17 protein-coding genes are annotated in these 19,517 nt (G+C 57.0%); 13 read left to right on the forward strand and 4 right to left on the reverse strand.

Translation table 11 applies throughout. The features are described 5' to 3' along the window. Positions 1–14 precede the first annotated feature (14 nt). Genes FJ951_RS10345 through rfbD form a run of 8 tightly spaced genes read left to right on the forward strand, consistent with a single transcriptional unit; the run spans position 15 to position 9,386 of the window. Complete coding sequence (locus FJ951_RS10345) at positions 15–917, forward strand: polysaccharide biosynthesis/export family protein (protein WP_246671699.1); 903 nt, start codon at positions 15–17, stop codon at positions 915–917. A gap of 47 nt (positions 918–964) precedes the next feature. Then, complete coding sequence (locus FJ951_RS10350; RefSeq protein WP_140494876.1) at positions 965–3,343, forward strand: polysaccharide biosynthesis tyrosine autokinase; 2,379 nt, start codon at positions 965–967, stop codon at positions 3,341–3,343. Continuing rightward, positions 3,231–4,496 (forward strand): hypothetical protein, encoded by a 1,266-nt coding sequence (locus FJ951_RS10355; RefSeq protein WP_181172222.1) that lies wholly within the window; start codon positions 3,231–3,233, stop codon positions 4,494–4,496. Before FJ951_RS10350 ends, FJ951_RS10355 begins: the two co-directional genes overlap by 113 nt. Then, positions 4,493–5,947, forward strand: coding sequence for an O-antigen ligase family protein (locus FJ951_RS10360; RefSeq protein WP_140514870.1), 1,455 nt, complete (start codon positions 4,493–4,495; stop codon positions 5,945–5,947). Before FJ951_RS10355 ends, FJ951_RS10360 begins: the two co-directional genes overlap by 4 nt. Positions 5,948–5,966: 19 nt before the next feature. Then, positions 5,967–6,848 (forward strand): glucose-1-phosphate thymidylyltransferase RfbA, encoded by an 882-nt coding sequence (gene rfbA, locus FJ951_RS10365; protein ID WP_140514965.1) that lies wholly within the window; start codon positions 5,967–5,969, stop codon positions 6,846–6,848. Then, positions 6,849–7,403 carry a dTDP-4-dehydrorhamnose 3,5-epimerase gene (gene rfbC / locus FJ951_RS10370; protein ID WP_140514872.1) on the forward strand — a complete coding sequence of 185 codons (555 nt, stop codon included), beginning with the start codon at positions 6,849–6,851 and terminating at the stop codon, positions 7,401–7,403. A gap of 31 nt (positions 7,404–7,434) precedes the next feature. Next, positions 7,435–8,505, forward strand: coding sequence for a dTDP-glucose 4,6-dehydratase (gene rfbB / locus FJ951_RS10375; protein WP_140514874.1), 1,071 nt, complete (start codon positions 7,435–7,437; stop codon positions 8,503–8,505). Continuing rightward, entirely contained in the window at positions 8,502–9,386 is an 885-nt protein-coding gene (rfbD, locus tag FJ951_RS10380; protein ID WP_140514876.1) for a dTDP-4-dehydrorhamnose reductase, read from the forward strand. The genes rfbB and rfbD overlap by 4 nt, the downstream gene beginning before the upstream one ends. 75 nt (positions 9,387–9,461) lie before the next feature. Here rfbD and FJ951_RS10385 read toward each other — a convergent pair whose 3' ends face one another. Together FJ951_RS10385 and FJ951_RS10390 are read right to left on the reverse strand one after the other, a co-directional pair. Beyond that, positions 9,462–10,580 carry a glycosyltransferase gene (locus FJ951_RS10385; RefSeq protein WP_140514878.1) on the reverse strand — a complete coding sequence of 373 codons (1,119 nt, stop codon included), beginning with the start codon at positions 10,578–10,580 and terminating at the stop codon, positions 9,462–9,464. Beyond that, entirely contained in the window at positions 10,577–11,701 is a 1,125-nt protein-coding gene (locus FJ951_RS10390) for a glycosyltransferase family 1 protein (RefSeq protein WP_140514880.1), read from the reverse strand. Before FJ951_RS10390 ends, FJ951_RS10385 begins: the two co-directional genes overlap by 4 nt. Before the next feature lie 202 nt (positions 11,702–11,903). Between FJ951_RS10390 and FJ951_RS10395 the strand changes: the two genes are divergently transcribed. The 5 genes from FJ951_RS10395 to FJ951_RS10415 all read left to right on the forward strand — a co-directional run bounded on the left by FJ951_RS10395 (position 11,904) and on the right by FJ951_RS10415 (position 17,333). Continuing rightward, a complete protein-coding gene (locus FJ951_RS10395) occupies positions 11,904–12,935 on the forward strand; it encodes a glycosyltransferase family 2 protein (protein ID WP_140514966.1) in 1,032 nt (343 codons plus the stop codon). Next, entirely contained in the window at positions 12,932–13,573 is a 642-nt protein-coding gene (locus FJ951_RS10400) for a class I SAM-dependent methyltransferase (protein ID WP_140514882.1), read from the forward strand. The genes FJ951_RS10395 and FJ951_RS10400 overlap by 4 nt, the downstream gene beginning before the upstream one ends. Before the next feature lie 80 nt (positions 13,574–13,653). Continuing rightward, entirely contained in the window at positions 13,654–14,217 is a 564-nt protein-coding gene (locus FJ951_RS10405) for a class I SAM-dependent methyltransferase (RefSeq protein ID WP_140514883.1), read from the forward strand. Beyond that, positions 14,204–15,097, forward strand: a complete 894-nt coding sequence (locus FJ951_RS10410) for a hypothetical protein (protein ID WP_140514885.1) — start codon at positions 14,204–14,206, stop codon at positions 15,095–15,097. The genes FJ951_RS10405 and FJ951_RS10410 overlap by 14 nt, the downstream gene beginning before the upstream one ends. Next, the gene (locus tag FJ951_RS10415; protein WP_140514887.1) at positions 15,084–17,333 is read left to right on the forward strand and encodes a hypothetical protein; all 2,250 of its coding nucleotides are present in this window, start codon (positions 15,084–15,086) and stop codon (positions 17,331–17,333) included. The genes FJ951_RS10410 and FJ951_RS10415 overlap by 14 nt, the downstream gene beginning before the upstream one ends. A 32-nt stretch (positions 17,334–17,365) precedes the next feature. Here FJ951_RS10415 and FJ951_RS10420 read toward each other — a convergent pair whose 3' ends face one another. Both FJ951_RS10420 and FJ951_RS10425 read right to left on the reverse strand, forming a co-directional pair. Continuing rightward, entirely contained in the window at positions 17,366–18,058 is a 693-nt protein-coding gene (locus FJ951_RS10420; protein ID WP_140514889.1) for a methyltransferase domain-containing protein, read from the reverse strand. Between the two features lie 287 nt (positions 18,059–18,345). Continuing rightward, positions 18,346–19,509, reverse strand: a complete 1,164-nt coding sequence (locus FJ951_RS10425) for a glycosyltransferase (RefSeq protein ID WP_140514890.1) — start codon at positions 19,507–19,509, stop codon at positions 18,346–18,348. Positions 19,510–19,517 lie beyond the last annotated feature (8 nt).

Here is a 19,517-nt window from a genome sequence, read left to right on the forward strand (position 1 = left end):
CTGGTCTCGCCGGTTTGCGCAAGCTCGGGCGCGATAGTGCAGAACCAGTTGCTCACGCCATTGGAAAAACGAGCGAAGAAGCCGGGAGCCAGCTGTGCGGGCCATTTCGATGGACTGCCCAAGCTGTTCAAGAGTGGGGCTCTGTAATGGGCATTCTCGATCTCGGGGGAAGTGGCGTGGGAATGCCGGCACTGCTTGTATTGCTCGCCCTCTCTGCTTGCGCGAGCAGTTCATCATCGTCCACGAGCTCTGTCGATGCGCTGCAGCCGACATCGTCCTCAACGGCGCTTGCCGGGGGCGGCGCGCTACGGATGGTGACGGATCTGCCGGCACCGCAGAATACACAAAACGGCAGCGAGCAGCCGCTGTCTGCCAACGATGTACTCGAAGTCAGCGTATTCCAGGTCGACAACCTGAACAGGACGGTTCAGGTGGATGCCGGCGGCCAGATTTCCCTTCCGCTTATCGGGACGATGACAGCGGCCGGCAAGACGGTCCGCCAGCTCGAAAAGGATATCGAGACAGCCTATGGCGCAAAATATCTGCAATCGCCGGATGTCACAATTTTCGTCAAGGAATCGATAGGCCAGCGCATCACGGTCGACGGTGAGGTCAACAGGGCCGGCATCTATCCGGTGTCCAGCAGCGCCTCCTTGCTGGATGCGATCGCCCTTGCCGGAGGCTTCAACGCCATCGGCGATGCCGGCAAGGTCTTCGTCTACCGCAATGTCGGTCAAAACAAGCTGGTCGCAAACTACAATGTCGAGGAAATCCGCGCCGGCAAGAATCGCAACCCGCGTATCTATGGCGGCGACGTGGTCGTGGTTTTCGCTTCGAAGTCGAAAATCGCAATGAACAATTTGAAGGATGCCCTGGGCCTCGCGTCGAGCGCGGCCCGAATTGCGGTCATTCCGTAAGGGAGGCCTGGCCGGCCAGGGTACGGACAACCAGGATCACCTCGCGCATGCTCGATCGCAACAGGCAGCCCCAAATCGCCGGTCCTCGACATGGCCAGGCTTTGTCCGCGGACCTCTATTATGACGGGGCGCAGAATTATAGTCCTTACGGTCGAGACTATGCCGCTCACGACGAGAGATTCAATCCGCTCAAGCTGCTTTTCTATGTCGTGCAATATCGCTGGCTGATTGTCATGATGGCGGTGGCTGGCCTAGTTGCCGGTATCATAGTGACAATGATGCAGACGCCGAAATATCAGGCAACGACACAGCTGGAAGTCCTGGTCCCTTCGGCAAAGGTTTTTCAGGACATCGAAGTGGTTTCCGAAAACAGCGACTTACGCGCGTTTCTGACCGCTCGCGAGAAACTGAAGAGCCGTGCGCTGGCCCAGCGCGTCGTGTTTCAGTTGGGGCTCTCCGAAAAACCGGATTTCCTATTCCCAACCCCGAGCTTCTCGCTCAGCAACATCCTCTACCGTGCATTCGGAATTTCCAAATCGCCTTCGATCCAGGAAAAGACCCCCGAAGAGCGAGAGGCAATGGCGATCAAGCGCGTTCTGAAGGATCTGACGGTCAACCTTGTGACCAACACCAGCTTGCTGTCGATCACCTTCATCGACCAGAAGCCCAGATACGCAAGCGACGTCGCCAACCAGGTCGCGCAGAGTTTTATCGATCAACGTCTCGACCAGACCAGCGAGACGTCCGATCTGGCGAGACAGTTCATCCAGGAACAGGTCCTGCAGGTCAAGCAGAAGCTGCAGAAGTCCGAGGAGGAGCTTGTCACCTATGCGAAGGATGCCGGCATCACCGTCACCGGCGACGACAAATCGCTGATCGGATCGAACATCGAGGCGCTGAACACAGCGCTCGCTACCGCTATCCAGGATCGTCTTGATGCCGGTCGCGTCGTGGACCAGATAGACAAGGGGCGAGGCTCCAGCCTGTCGCCGGTTCTGGAGAGTGATGGCTTACAAAAACTCAGCGAAAAACTCGCGGACCTCAAGAGCCAATATCAGCAGAAACTGAGCATTCTGAAGCCTGGCTTTCCGGAGATGCAGCAACTCCAGTCGCAGATCAAGGAGCTGACGCGGCTCTATAACAACGGCGTCCTGGCGATAACCGATTCGCTGCGCCTGAAGTACCAGGAAGCGCAGAACAAGGAAGCCGACCTCAAATCCAAGCTCGCCGAGATGGAAAAGCAGCAGGTTGTCTTCAATGACAAAAATATAAAATACACCATCCTCAAGCGCGAGGTCGATTCCAACCGGTCGCAATATGACAGCCTCATCACCAAGCTGAATGAAGTAGGCGTCAGCTCCGAGCTCAAGACGCAAAGCGCAGCCATCGTCGATTTCGCGACCCTGCCCGTAAGTCCCTATTCTCCGCGCCTGATCATCAATCTGGCGATCGCGCTAGCGCTGTTCATGGCTCTCACTGCATCGATCATCTACATCATCGAGTTGCTGAACAACACCTTCACCAACCCCGAGCAGGTCGAAAGGGAGCTGGGGCTGGCCATGCTCGGTATCCTGCCGCTCGTCGATGACCGCGAACTGACGGCCAGCATCGCCGACCAGAAGTCCGGGCTATCGGAAGCTTATCGTTCGCTGCGAACGTCGCTGCAATTCTCCGGCGCGGAGGGCGCGCCGCGTTCGCTGCTGGTGACCAGCTCCGAGCCTTCCGAAGGCAAGTCGACGACCTCGTTCAAGCTCGGCCAGGATTTCGCCGCCCTCGGTGCGAAGGTCTTGCTTATCGACGGCGATCTGCGCAAACCGAATCTTCATCGGCTGTTCGGTCTCGACAACACGATCGGGTTGAGCAATCTCCTGACGAATACCGTGCGCAAGGAAGATGTGGCGGGCATATTCAGGACGACCAAATATCCCAACGTGACCGTGCTGACGTCCGGAACGATCCCGCCCAACCCTGCGGATCTGCTTTCATCGCCGAAGATGGCGCTGATCGTCACCAATCTCGGCAAGCGTTTCGATCTCGTCATCATCGACGCTCCGCCGATCGTCGGCCTGTCCGATGCGCCCATTCTCAGCCGGCTTGCCGAGGGCACACTGGTGGTCATTTCCACGAACCAGGTGACGCGCAAGGCGGCCAAGACGGCGCTGAAACGCCTGCGCGCAGCCGGAGCGAACGTGATCGGGGCGGCAATGTCGAAATTCGCGGTGAACAAGTTCGACTACAACTACGCCTATAAATACATGAACTACCAATATTACGAACATGGCGCGGGCACGCCGAAGATTGAGGGCAAAGTCGATGACGGAGCAGGCCAGCCCTCTCATGCAAAATCTCCTGCGTTCAAGCGTTTGGTTCGTCGCCTCCGTTCTGGTGTTGATGGCTTCGTCGATCGGGCTAAGTCGGCTCCTTGAGGAGGAAACGCCGAGCGTGTCTCTGGCACTGGACCCGCTGAACGCAGATGCCTTGATAGACGAAATTGCCGGCGAGCTGAACGAAACAAGCGCCGATCTCGGCGCCTTGGCCGCCAAGGCCAAGAATGCGCTTCGCTTCAATGTCGCGGACGCCCGTCTCTACAGCCTGATCGGTGAGATCAGATATCGGCAAGGCGAACAGGCCCAGGCTTTCGAACTTTTCGACCAGGCGCGAAAACTGTCCAAGACTGAAATCCATGCGCTGCAGAGGTCCATCGATCGCTCGATCGCGGCAGGCGATCTGGCGAGGGCCGTGGGCGAGATCGACACCTTGCTGCGCCGGTGGCCAGACCAGTTTTCGGCCATCGCCCCAGGCTGGCCTGCCATCCTTTCCAATTCCGACGGCTATCAGGCCGTGCTGGCAGCCCTGGAGGCAGAGGCGCCGTGGCGTGGTAAGCTTTTTCTCGCCCTTGGCCAGAACCCGCAAAGCCTGGGACCTGCAAACCAGCTGCTGCTCGATCTCGGACGCACGGATGCGCCCCCGAAATCCAGCGAATTGTCCGCCGTTATCACCGGTTACATCAAGCAGAAGGACTATGGCCCGGCCTATCGGCTGTTTCTTTTCAGCCTGTCCGATCGGGAGCGGAAGCTGGGCGGCTATATCTTCAATGGCGGCTTCGAGCCGCTCTTCAGCGGCAAGCCGTTCGACTGGGTGATACACGACCGATCTGGGCTGGAGATCACCTTTGCCGGATCGCAGGGCGCGGGTGAAAGTGAAAGCGACAGCAACAGCGGGGCGACGGTTCGATTTCTAAACACGCCGGTCAAGAACGCTGCGCTTCAGCAATATGTCGAATTGCCCCCCGGTTCTTACCGGATGTCCATGACCGTGTCCGCAACAAATCTCAAACTGCCAAAGCAGCTGTTCTGGTCCGTCAGATGCGCGGACCCGTCAAGCGAGATAGCGCGCTTCAACATACCGGAAGGCACATTCAACCGGCGAAGCCTGGGCCTGGATTTCATCGTCGGACCGGCTGCGTGTCCGATACAGTTGCTGAGGCTGGAAACAGCCGCAATTGCCGAGAGCTGGCGGTTTCGATACGTCGGCACGCTGGTCATGCACAGATTGAGCATCGAGAGGGTGTCGTCGTGAGAGCACGGTCACGGCAGCCCGGGCAGTGGGACAAATACCTGCTTGGGTCGGTTCTTTTCCTGTCCCTGCTGATTGGCGGCGGCACCGCGAGCAGCCTCTACACCGAAACGCTGATCGAGATCGCGGCGATTCTCTCGGCCGCGGCCATCCTGTCGCGGCCCAGCGGACAAACAATTCCCCGGGCGATCTTGTGGCTGATTGCTCTCGGCCTAGCCGTGTTCTGCTTCCAGATCGTTCCGCTGCCCGGGGCCTTGCTGGACGGGTTGCGGCCCGAGGTGCTGCTTGTCAGACCCTGGCTGGATGGTGAAACGCAATCGCGCTTCGTCAGCGTCGGCGTCGGGCGCACGATCGAGTGCATGTTGTATTTCGCCGCCGCCGCGGCATTTTTCCTCGGCGTCACCCGCCTGCGCACCGAGGAGGTCTACGGCCTTGTTCCCTTCTTTTTCATGGGCGTCATCTGCAATGGCCTGGCCGCGGCGATCCAGTATTCGCTCTCCGATACCGTCGCCATAGAAGGATTGCTGCCGTTTACGATCAATGCGGGCCTGTTTGCCAATCAAAATCACTTTTCGGCCTTGCTCTTCGTCTCCATCCCATTCGTGGTCTATTATGGCTTGTTCCGTGGACATTTTCTGTCCGGATCGCTTGGGCTGACGATGCTCTTGCTGCTTCTTCTGGCAGCCGGCTCGCGCGCCGGCATTCTGATCGGACTGGTGATCACCGCGATATCAGTTGTCTTCCTGTCCGCTCGCTCAAGGGCGGGCGGATATGGCATTCTTGCGGTTTTCATCGGGCTTTCCGTCTACACGATCGGCGCATGGGCGAAGATCGATGCGAAAGTGGTCGATCCGGCTTTCGGCAGGGCGGAGTTTGCTCGCACCACGATCGAAGGAATGAAAGAGAACTGGGTGACTGGCGTTGGTTTCGGCAGCTTTCCGAAGGTTTATCAGATATACGAAAAAGCCGGAATGATTTTCAGAACTTATGTAAATCATGCCCACAATGACTACCTCGAATTGGCACTTGAGGGCGGCATACCGGTCGTTTTGTTAATGATTGTGTATGCCATATTGCTTTTCGCCTCGTCGGTCCGGATTCGCCGGGAGCCGTTACAGAAGGCTGCATTTCTGTCGGTGTCGTTTTTGCTCGTTCACTCTCTTGTCGACTATCCCTTGCGAACCGCAGCACTCGCGATGACGTTTGCCTATTTGAATGCGATCGTCTTTCACAAGGGTTTTGCCGAGCGGCTGAACCAAAGGCGCGAGATGGGCGAGATAGGCCATCACGATGAAGACGATCTGCTTGTCCCGGCCAGGACCTCGGGCCCGGCAAGGCAAGGGCGGTTGGCGGGGGCCGGGGACACTCGCTCGGCCCCTTCGTCGGGCACCAGATTGACAAGCCACGGCATGAAACCTAAGCACGGGCGGCTTGTGTCAGGGGAGGGGACTTAGGCATGTCAAGGAGAGTTTCTTGAAAGGAATTATCCTTGCTGGGGGCAGTGGAACGCGCCTTTATCCGCTAACGTTGGCGGTCTCCAAGCAAATCCTCCCGGTATACGACAAACCGATGATCTATTACCCGCTGAGCGTTTTGATGCTTGCGGGGATTCGAGAGATTCTGGTCATATCCACGCCGCGGGACCTGCCGGTTTTCCGCGAGCTGTTGGGCGATGGATCGGAATTCGGGCTTGAGTTGTCCTACGCCGAGCAGCCGCAGCCCAACGGGCTTGCGGAAGCGTTCATTATCGGCCGCGATTTCATCGGCGCGGACAGCGTTTCGATGATACTGGGCGACAACATCTATTTTGGCGACGGATTGTCCAAGCTTTGCCGCACCGCGGCATCGCGCGAAAGCGGCGCTTCGGTGTTCGCCTACCATGTCGAGGATCCGGAGCGCTATGGCGTGGTGTCCTTCGACAAGACCACTGGAACCGCGCTCACGATTGAGGAAAAACCACAGAAGCCGAAATCCAACTGGGCCGTCACCGGCCTTTATTTCTACGACAACCAGGTTGTCGATATCGCCTCAAGGATTCGGCCCTCGGCTCGAGGCGAGCTCGAAATCACGGCGGTCAACAATGCCTACCTCGAGCGTGGCCAGTTGCAGGTGCATAGGTTGGGGCGCGGTTATGCCTGGCTCGATACCGGCACTCATGACAGCCTGGATGATGCTTCTTCGTTCGTGCGTACAATCGAACGTCGCCAAGGCATCAAGGTCGCCTGTCCGGAGGAAATCGCCTTCGAACAGGGCTGGCTGCGGGCTGACGAAGTGTTGCAGCGCGCAACCCGATTGGGAAAAAATGAATATGCCGCCTATCTGCGCCGCCGGGTGGTCGAGTTGTCGGAGGACTAGATGCTGGAGGTGAGACCCCTTGGCATCGAAGGTCTGCTCGAAATCATTCCGAAGCGGCACGGCGATGCCCGTGGCTACTTCACCGAAACCTGGAACGCCGCACGCTTCGCCGAGGCCGGCCTCGAACTCGCCTTCGTCCAGGACAATCACTCCTATTCCGCCGCGGCCGGTGTCGTCAGGGGGCTGCACTATCAGTTGCCGCCACGTGCCCAGGACAAGCTGCTGCGCGTTGTCAGAGGCAGCGTCCTGGATGTCGCGGTCGATATCCGCCGCTCCTCGCCGACATTCGGAAAATGGGTTGCCCTCGAGGTCTCGGCCGAGAAGGGCAACCAGATCCTGGTGCCCAAGGGCTTCGCCCACGGCTTCATGACGCTCGTGCCCCATACCGAGGTGCTGTACAAGGTGACCGACACCTATTCGCCCGAACACGACCGCTCGATCCGTTTCGACGATCCGGCCATCGGCATCGAATGGCCGCCGCCGGCTGGCGGCTTCCAGCTTTCTGACAAGGACCTCAAGGCGCCGCTGCTCGCCGCCGCCGAGGTGTTTGCCTGATGAACATTGCCAGATGCACGGGGATAGCGGCATGAATTTTCTGGTGACGGGCGGGGCCGGCTTCATCGGTTCGGCGGTGTGCCGGCATCTGTGCACCAACCCGGCCTACCGGGTGACCAATCTCGACAAGCTGACCTATGCCGGCAACCTGGCCTCGCTGCGGCCGATCGAAAATGCACGAAATTACAGCTTCGCCCAGGCCGACATCTGCGACGAGCGGGCGGTGCTCGACATATTGCGCCGCGGCGATATCGACATCGTCATGAACCTCGCCGCCGAGAGCCATGTCGACCGCTCGATCGATGGGCCGGGCGCCTTCATCGAGACCAACATCGTCGGCACCTACCGGATACTCAACGCAGCGCTGGAGTACTGGCGCGGCCTTTCCGACGACAGGAAGGGCCGTTTCCGCTTCCATCACGTCTCGACCGACGAGGTGTTCGGCGACCTGCCCTTCGATGGTGGCATGTTCGTGGAAGAGACGCCTTACGCGCCGTCTTCGCCCTATTCCGCCTCCAAGGCGGCCTCCGACCATCTGGTGCGCGCCTGGCACGAGACCTATGGCCTGCCGGTGGTGCTGTCCAACTGTTCGAACAATTACGGGCCCTACCATTTTCCCGAAAAGCTGATCCCGCTGGTCATCCTCAACGCTCTCGACGAGAAGCCGCTGCCGGTCTACGGCGCCGGCGCCAATGTGCGTGACTGGCTGTTCGTCGAGGACCATGCGCGCGCGCTGGAACTGATCGCCACCAAGGGGCAGCCGGGCGAGAGCTACAATGTCGGCGGCAATTCGGAACGCACCAATCTGGGTGTCGTCGAGACGATCTGCGATCTGCTCGACGCCAGGCGCCCCCGGGCCGGCGGCAAAAGCCATCGCGACCTGATCTCTTTCGTCACCGACCGTCCCGGCCATGATCGCCGCTACGCCATCGACGCCTCCAAGATCGGCCGCGACCTCGGCTGGGCGCCGAGGGAGAATTTCGACAGCGGCCTGGCAAGGACGGTCGACTGGTACCTGGACAACAAATGGTGGTGGGGACCGATCCGCGAACAGCGCTATGCCGGCGAAAGGCTGGGCGAAGCCCGCAAGGCGGCCGTGTGAGGCTCGCTGTCACCGGACGCGAGGGCCAGGTCGCGGCAAGCCTTCTGGGGGCTGGGCGCGGGCGCGAAGGCGTCGAGATCATCGCCATCGGCCGGCCGCAACTTGACCTCGCGCGGCCCGGGACCGTGATCGACGCCATAGCGGCCGCCATGCCCGATGTCGTCGTGTCGGCAGCCGCCTACACGGCGGTGGACCAGGCCGAGGACGAACCTGAGCTCGCCTTTGCGGTGAACGCCGCCGGCGCCGGCGAGGTGGCGCAGGCGGCGGCTCGGCTCGGCGTGCCCGTCATCCATCTGTCGACCGACTATGTCTTCGACGGCACCAAGGACGGTCCCTATCTGGAAACCGACGCGACCGCGCCGATTGGCGTCTACGGCGCCTCCAAGCTTGCCGGCGAACAGGCGGTGGCATCAGCCAATTCGCGCCACCTGATCTTGCGCACGGCGTGGGTCTACAGCCCGTTCGGCAAGAATTTCGCCAAAACCATGCTGAGGCTGGCCAGCGACCGCGACGAGATACCGGTTGTGGCCGACCAATGGGGAAATCCCACTTCCGCGCTTGATATCGCTGACGCGATCCTGCATGCGGCAGCACGGCTGCACCGCAACGAGGATTTCGCCGCGTGGGGCATCTATCATCTGGCCGGCACGGGCGAGACCAACTGGAGCGGCTTCGCCCGCCATATCCTGGACATAAGCGGTGGGCTCGGTGGCCCCTCCGCGCGGGTGCGCGATATTGCTGCGACGGACTATCCGACCAAGGCGCGCCGCCCCGTCAATTCCCGGCTGTCGAGCGCGAAGTTTGCCTCCGTGTTTGGATGGAGTGCGCCGGTACTGCAGAAATCGGCGCGAGAGGTGGTCCGTCGTCTCCTGAGCAGGTGACCTGACGGGGATTTGACTGCATCAACAACCAACAAATCGCGGGGATTCACCGGCTGCCACAGTGCGAAACCGTATTCAGCGTCGGCGGTTATCGAGTTGGTGATAGAGATCGGCGTATGTTTTTCCCATCCTGTCAGCTGTAAAGAGGCGAACGTAGCGATCGCGAGCAGCTCGCCCCCAGTTCGCTGCCTCGACCGGCGAATCGACGACCTGGTTGATGGCTTCGGCAAGGCGTGCTGGATCGGAAGGCGGTACGACCAACCCGGTCTCGCCGGCTTTGTTCACATAACTTGTTCCCGTTCCGATCTCGCAGGAGATCATCGGTTTACCGCACATCGCAGCCTCGACGAGAGAAAGCCCGTAGGCTTCCGACCTCTGGTTTGACGGAAAAACGAACCCCAGGCAGTTGTGGAGGAGCGCCATCTTGTGCCGCTCGGCCACCTCGCCGAGGAATATCACATTGTTGCGACGCAACGTCTTGGCCTGAAGCTTCAGGCGCTCTTCGATAGGCCCTGATCCGGCAATAACGATCTTGCACCTGACTTTGTCGGCCGCCTGAATCAGCACGTCCAGCCCCTTGTAGTAGCGCAAGACGCCGACGAAGAGCACGAAAGGCTCCGTCACCGCCGCTTGGCACCATCTGTTGTCGGCTTCGGTCGGCGTGGGATAATCGGTTTCATTGATGCCGATTGGGATGATCGCCGATTTGCCCTCCAAGGCTCTGAGAACGGGGCTCGATTTCAAATAGTCCGGAGATGTCGCGACGATAGCGTCCACATCCCTGAGGAAGCGCAGCATCAGCGGCCGATAAAGAGGCAGCAAAAGCCTCTGTTTGACGATGTCGGAATGGTAGGTGACGACGGTCGGTTTGCCATGACGGGATTGAAAATGCACCATGTCCATGAATGGCCATGGGAAATGGTAGTGTATGAGGTCGGCTTTCCCGGCGAGCGCCCCGAACTTCCGAAAGACCTCGAGCGAAAACCCGGTCGACGCCAGTTCGAAATCCAGCCTGGCTTTCCGGGCCATGTGCCCGTCGAGATGCTGCGTGTTCTCGTTCGGAGCACGGCTCAACGAGAGCACTTCGGTTTCGATGCCGTGGCTGGCGGTGCTTTGAGCGATGGCGTGTATCGTCCGCTCCACCCCGCCAAAGGTATCGGGCCAGTATGTCTTGAAGAAATGCAGCACTTTCAAATGTTGGTCTTCCGTCTTCGCTCGATGGCCAGTTCAAAAATCTGAAGCATACCCTTGGCGTAATTCTCCCAGGTGAAACGCGCGGCATTTTTCTTCGCGTCCGCAGCGATCCGGTCTCGAAATTTCGCATCGACACAGAGCCGGTGAAATGCATCAGCAATTGCCGAGGGATTCTTCGGATCGACGAGCACGGCATTGTTCCCCGCGACTTCGGGCATTGACGAGGTGTTCGACGTCAGCACTGGCTTGCCGAAAGATTGGGCCTCGACGATCGGAAAACCAAACCCCTCATAAAGCGATGGCATCACGAGAAACAGGCAATTCGCATAGATCGTGGCGAGCGTCGCGTCGTCGACGAAACCGGTAAATTTGATATTTGTCTCGAGGCCGCTACTGCGGACCTGGTCGGCCAAGCCCGTTTGTTTCCAGCCCTTCGCGCCGACCACGACCAGGTCGCAGCCGGATTGGACAGTGGCCGGCAACAGACCGTAGGCCTTTATCAGGTTGCTGAGGTTCTTGCGTGGCTCGATTGTGCCGACAAAAAGCGCATAGGGCTTGACGATGCCGAGCGGTTCCAGGCTCCCAACATCACCGTGCGGCGGCAATGCCACCGTACCGGGGGCAACTGTCTTGATCGGCGATTTCAGCCAGGGGAATTCGTTCGTCAAGGCAGTGGCGGTGGCCATCGAATCCGCGACCACGACATCAGCGGTCTTCAACGCCGGCTTCATCAGCAGGCGATCACCCACCCAAGTCCGGGTTCGCATGGTCTGCGCAGCGTGCAACCAGACGAGGTCATGGATGGTGACCACCCGCCCGATGTGGCGGTCGAGCAGGAAGGGCAGGCGGTGCGATGGGCCCCAGAAGATCTCTACTTTGTCGCGCGCGGCCCAGGAGGGCACCACGGCCTGTCCCCAATAGGTTCGGGCAACAGAACCCTTGAAGTTGGCGGTCCGCACGGAAACGCCATGCGGAATATCGTAGTCTGCATTGATCTTGCCCGGTGCGTACAGAAAGACATCAGCGCCGAGGGCCGTCAGCGCTTTCACGGCATTGTGGACGAACCGCCCAATTCCGTCGGAGGCCGATCCTAAATTCCTGCCATCGATCCCGATTCTCAATCTTCTCTCCGGAAGCGAATTGAGCAGCGAATTGGGCAAAGGATTCCGGACATTTTTGCGGTGGTAGCAGAGACAACGCTTCGAGGAGCGATCAGGCGACAACTCATTATGAAAAAACGCCAATACACATTTCGCCGACTCCGTTGCTCAATAGTGGGTGAGGTTTCTGCCAGGGGAAAACCGCTTGCGCCTCAGTCTGAGAATGGTAGATGCATGGGTATCAGGGTCCCAATTCGAGAGTACGCCGCTGCCAAAGCTGATTATCCAGATCCCTTGCTATAACGAGGCGGAAACGCTCGCGATAGCGCTGAATGATCTGCCGCGGACCGTTGCTGGTTTTGACTGCGTCGAATGGTTGATCATCGACGATGGAAGCAGCGACGAGACGGTGAGGGTTGCCGAGGAAAACGGCGTCGACCACATTGTGCGCCATACCAGCAATCGCGGTCTCGCCTATGCTTTCATGACTGGCATTGAAGCCTGCCTCGCGCGGGGCGCGGATGTCATCGTCAACACCGATGCCGACAATCAGTATAACGCGGCCGACCTGCCGGCGTTGACCCGGCCGGTTCTGCAAGGGCGTGCGGATATGGTCATCGGGGCCCGACCGATATCGGAGATAGAGCATTTCTCGCCGGTCAAGAAGCTTCTGCAGAAGATTGGCAGCTGGGTGGTTCGCGTCAGCAGCGGCACCGATGTCCAGGACGCCCCAAGCGGATTTCGCGCCATCTCGCGAAACGCGGCCCAGCGTCTCGCCGTGTTCAACAACTACACCTACACGCTGGAAACCATCATTCAGGCCGGTCGCAAGAATATGCGCGTGGTTTCGGTGCCGGTCCGCGTCAACGGCGACCTGCGGCCGTCGAGGCTGGTGAAGAGCATTCCGTCTTATCTGAAGCGCTCGATTTTCACGATCATCCGTATTTTCGTTATCTACCAGCCGGCCCGGTTCTTCGGCACGGTCGCGGCCATTCTTTTCGGCGTTGGTTTTCTGATCGGCCTGCGTTTTCTTTATTTCTTTCTGTTTGACGGAGGTAGCGGCCACATACAGTCGGTGATCCTGGCGGGTGCGCTCATGTCGATGGGCTTCCAGGCACTTCTGGTCGCCTTTCTGGCCGATGTGATAGCGGCCAACCGCAAGCTTCTCGAAGACATCCGCTATACGCAGCGCGCCACGCCAGGAGAGATCGCGCGACTGCGCCCAAAGCGGCAGGAAAGCAGGCTGAACGGATGAAGGTAGCTGGCGGACAGGCAGAGGACGGCATCGTCATAGGCAACACCTATGACAAATACGGCACGCGGAACCTGATCGCACGTCGGATGGTCGCAGGATTCGACGGTGCCCTGTCCGGCCTGGTGGCAAAGGTCAGCCCCACCACCATCCACGAGGTCGGATGTGGAGAGGGCTATTGGGTCATGCGCTGGCTTGACCAGGCCATCGATGCGCGGGGTACCGATTTCTCCACGCAGGTTATCGGAATGGCAAAGGAAGAAGCCCGCGGGCGCGGTATGGATCCCGAGCGTTTTGAGGTACGCAGCATCTACGAGGTGATGCCCGAACAAGATGGCGCCGATCTTATCGTGTGTTGCGAGGTGATGGAGCACCTCGAGGAGCCGCAAAAGGCTTTGCAGGCACTGCAGCGCATTGCAAGATCGGACCTGATACTCAGCGTGCCTCGGGAGCCGCTTTGGCGTGCACTCAACCTGGCGCGCGGAAAATACGTATCTGCCCTGGGAAACACACCGGGCCATCTGCAGCACTGGTCGCAGCGCGGCTTCGTTTCGCTGGTGTCGCGGTTCTTCGAGGTGGTTGAGGTTCTGTCGCCATTGCCCTGGACGATGCTTCATTGCCGCTCTAGGAAGGCAAAATGATAGTGCCAGTCCGTCCTTATGCAGGGTTCGGGCTGAACCGGTACCTTTTTGCATTGTGAAAAACATCCAAGGTATAGAAATTGGCTGACCAAGCGACCGAGGGAGTGCTTTCCCCATTCTTGAAGCGGCAGCGAATTGTCGCTGTTAGAGAATACATAAAAGGCCGCGTATTGGACGTCGGTTGTGGCAATGGTGCGTTGGCGGAGCTTGTTGACAGCCGGAACTATGTAGGGATCGACCTGGATCCGGTATCGATCGCGGCTGCTAGAAAGAAATATCCTTCGCATAAATTTGTCCAGGCGGAACATCTGGCCGTGGAGGTGTTCGACACCATTGCTGCTTTGGCGGTAATCGAGCACGTAAAGGATCCTCGCACTTTCTTGGCGACTTTGAAGTCGAACCTAGTGCGTGTCCCAGCGGCACGAATTGTCTGTACGACGCCTCATCCCTCAATGGATTGGGTCCATTGGGTAGGTTCTCGAATCGGTGTTTTCAGTCGAAGTGCGAACGAAGAGCATGAAGACCTGTTGGATAAAAAGAAGCTGTCGGATGCTGGACGCTCGGTAGGTTTAAAGATGGTTACCTACCGACGCTTTCTTTTTGGAGCGAATCAGGTGTTCTCGTTCACGCATGATGATCTATAAAACAATAGACAGGTTTGTTAGAGATAATATTAAAGCGCTTGGGTTCTTCTTGGCGTTCCTGGCTCTGCTTTTCGTTTTTAATAAGATAATATTGTATGGGAGTGAAATAAGTTTCCGAAACTTTGACACGCTGGATATAGTATTTCTAATATCTCTCTCATTTATATCAGGAATTTCGAGTATTCTACTTGCTTCCGGTTGGCGAGAAATTCTTGTTTATGTTGGTGTAGAGCGACCATTTCGTTGGGCAGTGTGGGCTTACGCCACTTCACAACTGGGGAAATACGTTCCAGGTAATGTTTTCCAACTGGTCGGCAGACAGGCATTGGGGATCGCCGCCGGTATCAGCAACGCGCCGCTTGCAAAGTCGTCCGTTTTGGAATTGCTGATAATCGCGGCGTCTACGATTTTGTTTGTCCCCCTCGTGTCACCATTCGTGTTTCTAGACGTTGGTTGGACCACTAGCTTACCCTTATTCTTTATTCTTGCTGCAGCACTTCTCCTGCTGACAGGGTGGTTGTTCGGATCGACTCTCGCGAGGTCAGCGGCGTTCTATGCCTCTTATCTTGCTGTTTCTGGCGCGATCTTCGTTGCCGCCTACAGCCTTGCCGGTGGTTCGAGCGACCTTCGCCTCTATCCGGCCATAGCCGGTGCATATGTAATTGCCTGGCTTGCGGGACTTTTAACCCCAGGCGCGCCGGCAGGCATCGGCGTCAGGGAAGCTGTTCTGCTCTTTCTGCTCGACGGGCTCAGCCCCAGCTCGATCATTCTCCTGGCGGTGGTGATCGGACGAATGATCACCGTCCTGGGCGATCTTCTATTTTTTGTTGGCGGGCTGATCGCCGGTCGACTGTATGGGACGACCAATGAACGAGACTGATGGGACCATTTCTTACAAAGTCGGCTTCAGCCTGCTCGCTGCGATCGCTCTTTTTATCGGCTTGCTTGTAAATGGAGCTCTCCCTGGGTTGATGGTGCCCACAACTGGTCAAGCTGTCTGGACGCTGGGCTTCGCGCAATCCTTTGCAAATGGCTTTTCGATTTACGCGACAAATTTTGGCATGCCGGACCCCGCGGCGATCTCATTTGGACTTGCTGCGGCCTTGCCAACCGCATTCTTCCTGAAGATCGGCGTCCCTCCGGCCGACGCATATTCGCTGGCATTCGCGATGTGGCTCACTGTCGCATTTTATGGCGCGTACAGGTTTGTGCGCCTTATTGGCGCCAAACGTGGGATTTCCTTGCTGTGCGCCTTGTTGTGGCTCACTCTGCCGGTCATCTGGCAGCACGCGGAATATTCCATGGTGTCCCTTGGGATGGCGCTTCTGCCTTTTTATTTTTATGCCGCATTGCGGCTGGTGCGCTACCGGCGTGATTTGCCTTCATCCATTCTGTTCTTTGCGGCCGCCCTTTCTGCCGTCTTCATGGACGGTTATAGCTTCATGATGTTCGCGACGGGAACGGCAGTGCTGCTGTCGGCTGAGTTTGCACTTAATCCGACGGATCGCCGTGAACTGTTGTATAGATGCACCCCGACAATTGCGTTGTCATTCGCAATTTCATATTTATTATACGTTAGTTATATTGGGAAGGCGAGTTTCGAGAGGGACGATTTATCTCTATTCAGGGCGTTTGGGTCAAATATAGAATTCTTTTTTGTTCCAGCAAAGGGAATTGTTTGGATTGCTGATTTACTTGGGTTCGGCGCGGCCCGCCTGGAGAATAACTATTTCGGTGACCGGTCTGTGTTTAGCGACTCGTTTGCCTTAATGTTGATCGTAGCCGGGATTTATTCGGCGATGACGAAGTCATTTGATGCCAGACTGAAAGTCGCTTTCCTGCTTGTCGGTCTCTGTGGCTTTTATATGGCCTTAGGTCCGTCATTCAAATTGAATGTAATGAAGCCGGACGGCGCTGATAGTATGTTGATGCCACTTCAGTATGCGCCATGGCGGACCGGGACCGAATTCCTCTCCATATATTTGCCCGGGTTTAATAACATGCGCGCCAGTTACCGATGGGTGGCGCTTGGCTTGTTTGGATCGTGGGCATTGCTCGCACTACATGTGGCAAGCCATCGTGTGCAGTCTGGCATTACCATTGCAATCATATTGGCTGGAATTGCCTTCAACGTCCCGACGCGCGCGATCATTGTTGCCAATGCCCACTCTCGGCAGGAGATCGCGGCAATCGATAGCTATGTTGAGAGTCTGAAGCCTATCTTTCGGCCGGCGGAAAAAGTTGCTTTTCTGCCATTTCGAAACGACTTCTTCGTGAATTACATGGCGAGCAGATTAGATGTTAACGCGTATAACATTGGCGGTGATAAGAACCTCACCACCGCGATGCAGGGTTGGCCTGATACGATGCTTGCGTTTGAGATCGGTAAGACTGGCCCCGATTTTGGGAGAAAAGTTCTTTGGCTGCTCACACAAAAAGACGCCGATGTCGTAGCGATACCTTATATAGATCTCCTATGGGCGGCACATGAATGGCCGCATGCTGAAGAGTACTTCGACGAAATGCAGCCTTATATAGATGAACTTCGATCGTCGGGAATGGTGGATCTCACACGCGCCGATAATTTCTCCTTTATCCGGCTTAAGCCCAATCTGCTCAGTCTGCCCAGCGACAGGCTCTCTGCGCTCGCCGCGGCTCATCTCTGCAAGGACGGAGTTCCCCTTGCTTTGTCATCACCATTCAAGTTCTCCGATCCTAACGCTGTGTGTGGCAACGGATGGTCTGGCATCGAGACGTGGGGCCGCTGGACGGCAGGCAAGCACGCCACCCTTCATTACCAACTTCCTGACGACGATGAACGCAAAGTTCTTGAATTTGATGCCCAAGGGTTCGTGGGCGGCAACCTAGCAGGTCAGAGGATCGAAATTACCGTCAACGGCAAAAGGTCAGACGATTGGCAATTTACTGCTCAGTCGTCACGCAAGATAGAGCGGCTTGAGTTGCCGCCAGGGCTTGGCACCGTGGACATTGAATTCTTCATTCCTGACGCCAGATCCCCAAAGGATGCCGGAGTGTCAGGCGATCCTCGCACTCTTGGTTTGGGTATCGCAGCAATCTGCTTAACCAACCCTGAGGAGCCTTGTCTTCAGCTGTGAAGCGCGGCAACACATATGGAAATTGCCGAGAGCTACGTCCGAAGGGCCTTCCACTCGGCAGAGTCGCGGATGATCGCCACAAGCGCGTCGCGGCTCTTGCGGGCCAAGATGTCCAGACTCATCTTGAAGCCGGACGGATCGACCGGGCGGCCGAGTTCCTCGAAATATACGTTGTGAACAAATTCTTCCTTGGACAGTTCCTCGGTGTTCCTGGCGAACTCGACGTCGAACAGCCAGCCATCCTTGATTGCAGCCTGGCTTATCACCAAGCTCACTTGTTTTCCGGCGTCCACCAGGGTCAAGGCGGTATGTCCGGCGAGATGGTAGTCGCCATTATACGCTTGGGTGCCGTAGACCATATTGACCAAGTGCGCATGCGCTTGGGCTGAGAACCATCCCGATCCGGTGCCTGTCCGAAACATGTCGAAAAGGCTCGGGAGTCGAACCTTCAGGCGCCCATGGGCAGATAAGAGCCTTGCCCATTCTTTGAGGGCCGGCACCTGCTTTGCTCGTTCGATGTGCTCAAGTACGTCCTGCGCGACAATCACGTTGTAGTGATCGCTCGGCAGTTCATGCAGATCCAGAATATCGGCAACATAGTCCGGCTTGTGAAAATCGTGAAGGTCAACATTGAGGAAGCCCTCGCGGATATCCCAGCCACACCCTAAATTTAGCTTCTTATAATGAAACAATTCCGGCCGGATTTTTGCAGACGCGTCTGACACGTTAGTCTCCACCTATATCGTTCTTTTGAATAACGCCACCCAATCGCGCGCGCAACTCGTTCTCGTCACAAAAACGACAGGCTCCATAGCGCCCAAAATTTCCAGCAGGAGCTTACGCTCATGGTCTTGTCTGTGGCGGCTTGAGTGGCAAGCGATGGGCCTGTCAGGGCGAGGGCTACCAGCGCCAATACGTTGTTCCCTAAACGTCAAGCTCTGCCGCCTTTCAATGGCTATTTTTCATCGGCGCAGCTGAACTTCGAAGAAGTATCAGATCAGCAGTGTGTAAATCAGGCTAAAAGTTCCTTTATGTAGGAAGGGTAATCACGCAAAACATTTTCCCAGGTCAAATTACACACATCTTCGAAACGTCTCTTAGATTTTTCTCCGAACAAAAATATATCTCTAACGGCACGTTTGAATTTAGTAGGGTCGTCTGTAATTGTAACGCCATCCAACGACCTGTAATCCTCAAACCCCACGAAACTTTTAGAGGTGCCGACGATTGGCTTTAAAGAAAGAAGCGCCTCGGCTGTTTTCAAATTAGACCCGCCACCAGAGGTTACCGGCAACACGACAACTTCGGCTAACTCGAATAGCGCGTTCAGCGCATCCTCTTCCTGACGTCCGATGAGCATTGTCGTCTCAGTAAATATCGAACGATTCGATCCGTATAGCGGCGATGAAGTAATGAGGTCGCAGACTCCCCCTACAACCACGAGCCTAGCGTCAGGGGGAATGCATCCCGGAGCAGGAAGGAACAATTCAAAGAAACCTTCTGCATTTGGCGGGTGCGCACTACCGGTAAAGACTGCAACTTTCCGGTATTTAAGTTCGTGCCGCCAAGAGCGCAATAAACTTTCGGATGCGTTGCGACGGATGTGTCCGTTGCCGAATACGCAAATCTTCTTCGCTCCCCACTCTGCGTAGACCTTGGCATCGTGTTCCGTGCAAGCAACTACCAGGTCCGATGCCTCGACTAGCTCACGCTCCAACCTCTCCGATTCGCTTCGATCGAAGGCAGAAGCCATAAGCTGCGATTCAACATTCTGGCTCGAATAGACAATCTTCGCATCCTCTAGGCCGTATTCTCTAAGGTCTGCTAGCAAAGCTGCATGCCAAGGTTGTTCAAAAATGATTACCTTCGGCGAGCACCGCCTAATCCTCGCCAAGAGATTCTCTTTATACGATGGCTCCAGACCGAATATCGAGTGCGCATGAAGATCCAACTTTCGTCCGTCGGAAACGAGCGCCGCATGCGACTCTCTGCCGAAGGCAAACTCGCTTTCACCTCTGTCATGTTCGGGGTAAGAAACAGCGGAGAATATCGGCACGTAATCAACTCGCATGCCGCTATCAATCAGCGCATCAACAAATGCTCTAACTCTTCGTTGCCCGCCGTGATACGGTTTGCTGATAGGATATACGCCGATGTATGAAATATCATAATTCATGGTATCTT

The organism is Mesorhizobium sp. B2-2-3 (assembly GCF_006442405.1).
Lineage (GTDB): Bacteria > Pseudomonadota > Alphaproteobacteria > Rhizobiales > Rhizobiaceae > Mesorhizobium.